Annotated in this window: 5 protein-coding genes; 2 read left to right on the plus strand and 3 right to left on the minus strand. The window is 63.4% G+C overall.

The features are described 5' to 3' along the window. Nucleotides 1–42: 42 nt before the first annotated feature. Complete coding sequence (locus tag J1C56_RS31845; RefSeq protein ID WP_214393910.1) at nt 43–1,068, minus strand: BMP family protein; 1,026 nt, start codon at nt 1,066–1,068, stop codon at nt 43–45. 232 nt (nt 1,069–1,300) lie between these two features. Between J1C56_RS31845 and J1C56_RS31850 the strand changes: the two genes are divergently transcribed. Further along, nucleotides 1,301–3,055, plus strand: coding sequence for an ABC transporter ATP-binding protein (locus J1C56_RS31850; protein WP_214393911.1), 1,755 nt, complete (start codon nt 1,301–1,303; stop codon nt 3,053–3,055). A 79-nt stretch (nt 3,056–3,134) separates the two neighbouring features. Here the strand turns inward: J1C56_RS31850 and J1C56_RS31855 are convergent, their stop codons facing one another. Both J1C56_RS31855 and J1C56_RS31860 read right to left on the minus strand, forming a co-directional pair. Beyond that, complete coding sequence (locus tag J1C56_RS31855; protein ID WP_214393912.1) at nt 3,135–4,616, minus strand: aldehyde dehydrogenase family protein; 1,482 nt, start codon at nt 4,614–4,616, stop codon at nt 3,135–3,137. Nucleotides 4,617–4,729: 113 nt separating this feature from the next. Then, a complete protein-coding gene (locus J1C56_RS31860) occupies nt 4,730–5,374 on the minus strand; it encodes a carbonic anhydrase (protein WP_214393913.1) in 645 nt (214 codons plus the stop codon). A 233-nt stretch (nt 5,375–5,607) separates the two neighbouring features. Here J1C56_RS31860 and J1C56_RS31865 point away from each other — a divergent pair, with 233 nt between their 5' ends. Continuing rightward, nucleotides 5,608–5,778 carry a hypothetical protein gene (locus tag J1C56_RS31865; protein ID WP_214393914.1) on the plus strand — a complete coding sequence of 57 codons (171 nt, stop codon included), beginning with the start codon at nt 5,608–5,610 and terminating at the stop codon, nt 5,776–5,778. Nucleotides 5,779–6,000: the final 222 nt, after the last annotated feature.

Consider the following 6,000-nt stretch of genomic DNA (forward strand, 5'->3'; position numbering starts at 1 on the left):
CTACGCGGACCACCCTCCCCTCAAGGGGGAGGGATAGTCGAGCTAGCTCGACTTCGGCTCGGCGTCGTTGATCTCGACGGTGAACGAGCCGTCCTTGATCGCCTTTTCCTTCTCGGCGACCTTAGCTTTCACGTCATCGGGCACCTTGCCTTCGAAGGTGCCGAGTGGAGCAAGCGACGAGCCGCCCGCCTTCATGAAGGAATAGACGCCGTAGTCGTCGGCCTTGAAGGTGCCGGCCTTGACCTCCGCGATCGCCTTGTCGAGCGTCGGCTCGAAGTGCCAAAGGGCCGAGGCAACGACGGTTTCGGGGTAGTCGGCCTGGGTGTCGATGACGTTGCCGATGGCGAGCACTTTCTTTTCCTTGGCCGCGTCGGAGACGCCGAAGCGCTCGGCGTAGAGCAGGTCGGCGCCGCCGTCGATCTGGGCGAAGGCGGTTTCCTTGGCCTTGGGCGGATCGAACCACGAGCCGATGAAGGCAACCTGGAACTTGGTGTCGGGGGCCACTTCCTTCACGCCCGCCATGAAGGCGTTCATCAGGCGGTTGACCTCGGGGATCGGATAGCCGCCGACCATGCCGATGTTCTTCGACTTGGTCATGGCACCGGCGACGATGCCGGAAAGATAGGACGCGTCCTGGATGTAGTTGTCGAAGACCGAGAAGTTCGGCACCGCCGCGTCCGGCTTGAAGCTCGAGCCCATCAGGAAGGCCACGTCGGGATAGTCCTTGGCCACAGCGCGGGCGGCGTCTTCCACGCCGAAGACTTCGCCGAGGATCAGCTTGTGGCCCGCCTCGGCATATTCGCGCATGACGCGCTCATAGTCGTTGTTGGCGGTATTTTCCGAATAGACATATTCGATATCGCCGCGGTCCTTGGCGGCATTGGCCGCCTTGTGGATGCGGCTGACCCACTGCTGCTCGACCGGCACGGTGTAGACGGCTGCGACCTTGATCGGATCGGCAGCAAACAGGCGCACGGGCATGCCTGCCACAGCGACGGCCGCGGATGCACCCGCAGCCTTGATCAGGGTACGGCGGGACAAGCCGAAATCGTTTGAATTTCTTGGCATTCTTTCCACCTCTGGCTGGTTTTGGTCTTCTTTGGCGAAGGCGACTTTTTATCGTTTGGTCAACGGTATGCGAAATCGCAGACAGCGGCAATCTGGGGCTTCCGACTGTCCACCGAGCGATAGACGGCTGCGACAGTACGCCCGAGGCCGGCGCTCAACAGCAGTTCCCCTTCGCTGACCGGTGCTTTATATAGGCCGGCGCGGGGGAATACGGCCCAAGGGACCCATTGATTTGCTTCGATTTTTTCGCCCAACCCAGAATCATCTCCTGATCTGGAGATTGGTACGGGAGTCATTCCGCAAGCATGCGTTTGGTTATGGCATTGCCATCATCGCCATGCTGGTGACGGCCGCTATGACGGCGTCCAGCGCGCTGATCATGAAGCACATTACCGATGAGTTCGTGATCGGCAAGGACATCTATCAGGTCTACCTGATCGCGGGGGGCGTGGCGGCGATCTTCATTATCAAGGGCATCGCGACCTTCGTGCAGTCGTTTTATCTTAGCCGCGTCGGCAACGCGATCATCGCGGAGCGCCAGCGCATCATCTACGACCGTATCCTGGCGCAAGGCATTTCCTTTTATCATTCCATCCCGTCGTCGGACCTGATCACCCGCGTCACCCACAATGCCCAAGCAGCACGCGCCGTGCTCGACCTCGTCGTCACTTCTTTCGTGCGCGACCTGTTCACATTGCTCGGCCTGATCGCCGTGATGGTGTTCCAGCAGCCGGTGCTGTCGCTCGTCGCCTTCGTCGTCGGACCAATCGCCATTTTTGGCATCAACATCATCCTGCGCAAAGTTCGCAAGATCATGGAGGCGGAGTTCCTGTCGCTGGCCCAGATCGTGCAGGTGATGCAGGAGACGACTGTAGGCGTGCGCATCGTCAAGTCCTTCAACCTTGAGCAGCTGATGCGTGGCCGCATGCACAAGGCCGTGTCGGACGTCGAAAAGCGCGCCAACTCGATCGCAGCGCTCGAGGCCGGCACCAGCCCGATCATGGAAACGCTGGCTGGTCTTGCCATCGCCGGCGTCGTGCTGGCCAGCGGCTATCTGGTCATCCAGGGCGGCCAGACGCCCGGCGCCATCATGGCATTCATCACGGCTCTGCTGCTCGCCTACGAACCGGCCAAGCGTCTCGCCCGCGTTCGCGTTTCACTTGAAGCCGGCCTCATCGGCGTGCGCATGATGTATGAACTTTCCGACCGCCCGCTGACGCTTGCCGAAAGGCCCGGCGCGGAAGCATTGGTCCCCGGCACCGGCAAGATCGAGCTCAAGGATGTCAGCTTCTCCTATGCCGACGGCGAGCCGGTGCTGCGCGACCTTGATCTCGTCTTCCCGCACGGCAAGATGACGGCACTTGTCGGGCCGTCCGGCAGCGGCAAGTCGACGATCATGAACTTGATCATGCGCATGTACGACCCCGACAGCGGCCAGGTGCTGTTCGACGGCCAGGACATCGCGCATGCGACGCTGCATTCGGTGCGCGACCGCATTGCCTATGTCAGCCAGGACACCTTCCTGTTTTCCGGCACGATCATGCATAACATTCAACTCGGCCGCGAAGGCGCCAGCGACGACGAGGTGATCGAAGCCGCCAAGGCGGCCAACGCGCACGATTTCATCATGGGGCTCAAACACGGTTACGACACGCAGGTCGGCGAAAACGGCGCCCTGCTCTCGGGCGGCCAGAAGCAGCGCCTGTCGATCGCCCGCGCCATCCTGCGTGATGCCAACGTTCTGCTGCTCGACGAAGCGACAAGCGCTTTGGACGCGGAGTCGGAAGCGCTGTTCCGCGAGGCGCTGGAAAAGCTGTCGGCGGGCCGCACCACAATCGCCATCGCGCACCGCCTGTCGACCGTGCACCAGGCCGACAACATCGTGGTGATGCAGGACGGCAAGGTCGCCGAGCAGGGCCGCCATGGCGACCTGATCGAGGCTGAGGGCCTGTACCGCAGGCTGTACGAATTCCAGCTGATGCGCTGAACCAGCCAAAACGAATTGCTCAGGCCGCGACCGGGACCCGGGCGCGGCTTTTTGCTGTAACTCAGGGCCGTATGCCGCTTCAATCGATGCGGATGAACACGCCCTTGGTGTTGAGATATTCGTCGAGGTGCTCCGCGCCGCCCTCGCGACCGTATCCGCTCATCTTGTAGCCGCCGAACGGCACCGCCGGGTCGATGGCGTGGTAGGTGTTGACCCACACCGAGCCGGCTTGCAGCCGCCGCGACAGCTGGTGCGCGGTGGCAAGATCGCGGGTGAATACACCGGCGGCAAGGCCGTAAGGCGTGTCGTTGGCGCGCCGCACCACCTCGTCGAGCGTGTCGAAGGGCAACGCTGAAATGACCGGGCCGAAAATCTCCTCGCGCGCGATGCGCATGGTGTCCGAGACGCCGGCAAAGACGGTCGGGGCGACGAAATTGCCGGCGGCGAGAGCACCATCCGACAGCCTGGTGCCACCGGCGACGAGCCGCGCGCCCTCCTCCGAACCAGCGCGCAGGTAGCCTTCGACGCGCTGGAGCTGGCGTGGCGAAATCAGCGGGCCGATCTCGGTTTCCGGATCGATGCCGTTGCCGATGCGCAAGGCGCCGGCATAAGCCGCCAGGCGCGCGACGAACTCGTCATGGATCGAACGCGCGACGAACAGGCGCGAGCCGGCGATGCAGATCTGGCCGGAATTGGCGAAGACCGACATCGCCGCGACAGGCACCGCGCGCTCGAGATCGGCATCAGTGCAGACGATGACCGGCGATTTGCCGCCGAGTTCGAGCGACACGCGCTTGAGGTTGCCGGCCGAGGCGCGGACGATGCTCTGGCCGGTGGCGGTGGAGCCGGTGAAGACGATCTTGTCGACGCCCATATGTTCGGCAAGCGGCGCACCCGCCTCCGCACCCGTGCCGGTGACGATGTTGACGACGCCATCCGGCACGCCGGCCTCGGCCATCAGCTCGGCGATCAGCAGTGGCGTCAGCGGCGCTTCCTCCGACGGCTTCAGCACCACGGTGCAGCCGGTGGCAAGTGCCGGGCCGATCTTCCAGACCGAGGCGGCGGTCGGCGCGTTCCACGGAATGATGGCACCGACGACACCGACGGGTTCCTTGCGGGTGTAGGAGACAATGTCGCCTGAAAGCGAGTTCTCGACGGTCTGGCCGTGCAGCGCCGTCGCCATGCCGGCGTAATAGCGCAGCATGCCAAGGACGCGGTTGGCGTTGCCTCGTGCGCGTGCGATCGGCAGGCCCATGTCGGTGGTGTCGGAGACGCAGATCTCTTCCCAGTGGCGCTCGAACAGATCGGCGATCTTCAGCAGCAGTTTCTGCCGCTCATGTGGCTTGAAACGGCTCCATGGCCCGTCGAAGGCGTTGCGCGCGGCGGCAACGGCGCGCTCGATGTCTTTCTTGCCGGCGCGCGGCACCGTGGCGATGACCGCGCCGGTGGCTGGATTGCGCGTTTCCATGGTCTGGCCGGACGCCGCCTCAACCCATGCGCCGCCAATGAACATGCGGCGATGGCTGCCGTCGAGCAAATGGCGGGGCTGGGCAATCGTCATGGCTTGGCTCCTCGCCGGCGCAGCCAAGGGCACAGGCGCCCAGGGCTCGTGCGCAAAGCTAGGCCGGAGACGTCAGGCCATTCAAGTCTCTGAGATGGGGCCAGCCGCCAGCGTCAGGCGATGGAGGTACGCTCGAAATCGCCCGTTTCGCGGTCCATGACCCACAACTCGCCGGCCGAGATGTCGAACCAGGCGCCGAACAGCTCCAGCCTGCCCTTCTGCTCCAGGATCTTGACGCATGGGAAGGTACGCAGGTTGGCGATCGAATAGCGGATCGAGATGCGCTCGAGTGCCGTCTGACGCTCTGCCTGCGTCATCATCGTGTTGCTGGTCACAGTTTCTGCGGCCGGTGCCACCAGGCTCATCCACTTGCCGATGAAATCACCCGGCGAGAGCGGCGTCGAATTGGGATCGAGCGCCGAGCGGATACCGCCGCAACGGCCGTGGCCCATGACGACGATGTTCTTGACCTTGAGCGCCTGCACGGCGAACTCCAGCGCCGCCGAAGTGGAATGGAACTCGCCATCCGGGGAATAAGGCGGCACGAGGTTGGCGACGTTGCGGACGACGAAGAGCTCACCCGGACCGGAATCGAAGATGGTTTCGGGCGCAGCGCGGGAATCGCAGCAGGCGATGACCAGGGTCTCGGGCGACTGGCCTTCGCGCGCCAGGGACTTGTAACGGTCCGTCTCGGCCGCATAACGGCCGGTCATGAAGTTGCGATAACCGGCGAGCAGAGTCTCGGGCAAGTGCGACATGAGCATCGCCTTAAACAAAAATGGCCGTCGCCGCAAATGCAAATGCGGCGGCAGCGCGACGCCGCCCTGCGGCATTCTTTCCCTAGCGTCAGCCGCCGGCCAGAGCAACGCTTTACCGCGGTGTCACTTGCGCTATGCTGGCCAAAGGGCAGCCTGACAGCCGTGCCGCCGATCATGCCGCGCCAACCGGCTTGCCTCTCGGCATTCGCGCCCCAGCCACAAGGAGAGATGTAATGCGCCTGCTCCTTTTCGCCTTCCCGATCGCCATTCTCTCAATTGCCAGCGCCGGCGGAGCTTTGTCCGTCACCCGCGCTCAGGCCCAGGAATGCACCGGCGAAAACTGCCCGCAGCCAAGCGGCCAAGGCAGGGACTGCGAACACAAGAAGGAAAATAACGTCAGCTGATCGCGCCGGGCAGCGACGTCGCGCCGCCTTGCCCGAATCGGCGTTGGCGGTTGCCGCGCTGGTCGCTTCCACTCAACAAAAGCCCGGCGTATGAGCCGGGCTTTTGTTAGCAGTGGTTTTGGTTGGCTGAGCTTTAGGCTCAGTGATCCATTGCCTTGACGATTTCTTCGGTCATCTTCTTGGCGTCGCCGAGCAGCATCATGGTGCCGTCCTTGTAAAACA

Origin of the sequence: Aminobacter anthyllidis, assembly GCF_018555685.1 — a bacterium.
In the GTDB taxonomy this organism is placed as follows: Bacteria; Pseudomonadota; Alphaproteobacteria; order Rhizobiales; family Rhizobiaceae; genus Aminobacter; species Aminobacter anthyllidis.

Coding starts and splice junctions, on each gene's coding strand:
- J1C56_RS31845 (WP_214393910.1), bottom strand. CDS start 1,068: ATGCCAAGAAATTCAAACGATTTCGGCTTGTCCCGCCGTACCCTGATC.
- J1C56_RS31855 (WP_214393912.1), bottom strand. CDS start 4,616: ATGACGATTGCCCAGCCCCGCCATTTGCTCGACGGCAGCCATCGCCGC.
- J1C56_RS31860 (WP_214393913.1), bottom strand. CDS start 5,374: ATGTCGCACTTGCCCGAGACTCTGCTCGCCGGTTATCGCAACTTCATG.
- J1C56_RS31865 (WP_214393914.1), top strand. CDS start 5,608: ATGCGCCTGCTCCTTTTCGCCTTCCCGATCGCCATTCTCTCAATTGCC.